The sequence below is a fragment of the Oleiphilus sp. HI0067 genome (genome assembly GCF_001635735.1).
Genome location: NZ_LWFI01001240.1, coordinates 1 through 1,075, shown reverse-complemented (window position 1 = coordinate 1,075; position 1,075 = coordinate 1). Strand labels below are relative to the sequence as shown.

Genomic DNA, 1,075 nt, shown 5'->3' with positions numbered 1-1,075 from the left:
TGCAATTTCATCAAAGATTAAAAGCACGTCGTATTCATCGCAGAGCGTGCGTAAACGGTTTAGGTAATCCGCTGAATAAAAACGCATGCCGCCTGCGCCTTGTACGATCGGCTCAATAATTACGGCTGCGATCTCGCTTTTGTTATCAATTAACAATTGCGTTAGTTCTCCGACATCCTCATCGGTACAAGGTTCGCCAAATGGCGTTTGCGGCGCGGGCGCAAAAAGATTTTTGGCCAGTGTTTTTTCGAACAAGGAGTGCATGCCGTTGACGGGGTCGCATACCGACATCGCGCCAAAAGTATCGCCATGATAGCCATTACGAACAGTTAGAAATCGTTGTTTATCGGGTTTACCTAGACTCGCCCAATATTGAATCGCCATCTTCATCGCCACCTCGACTGACACTGAGCCGGAGTCGGCAAAGAATACCGCGTTTAGGCGGTCGTCATGCACCTCAAGCAGCTTTTCGGTGAGTTCGATAGCGGGGTCATGAGTCAGTCCGCCAAACATCACATGGCTCATATTCTCCAACTGGCTATTTAGCGCTGCATTCATAGCTGGATGGTTATAGCCATGAATGGTGCTCCACCAAGACGACATGCCATCAATAAGCTCTCTTCCATCTTTGAGTTTGATCTTGCAGCCTTTAGCAGAATCGACATGAAATATAGGGAGATCAGAGCCAATCGCGCTGTAAGGATGCCAAATATGTTCTTTGTCGGTCGAGTTATGCGAGCGGATAGTCATGTTAAACCTTGTATTGTTCGAGCTTATCTAGCGTTGCTTGAAAGCTATTTTCAAAAGAACAGTGTAACGTTAATGGCTCGTTGCTTATAGGATGAACCAAGTTGAGATCCGTGGCTGCGAGCATTAGTCGATCACAATTGAGTTCATCGCGAAACAGTCTATTGTGATTGCCTTTTCCATATTTCACGTCACCCGAAATAGGGTGACTGATATGTTTCATATGTCTGCGTAGTTGGTGTTTACGTCCAGTTCTAGGTTTTAGCTCTACCAAACTGTAACGTGAAGTAGGGAAGCGTCCGTCTGATATGGGCAATTCATACCGCTC

2 protein-coding genes are annotated in these 1,075 nt (G+C 46.2%); both read right to left on the bottom strand.

All coding sequences use genetic code 11. The annotated features are described in order from the left end of the window. Nucleotides 1-750 (bottom strand): aminotransferase class III-fold pyridoxal phosphate-dependent enzyme (locus A3739_RS18770; RefSeq protein ID WP_156502689.1); only part of this gene is annotated, 750 nt, incomplete at its 3' end. A gap of 1 nt (nucleotide 751) precedes the next feature. Then, nucleotides 752-1,075 (bottom strand): pseudouridine synthase (locus A3739_RS18765; protein WP_231877108.1); only part of this gene is annotated, 324 nt, incomplete at its 5' end.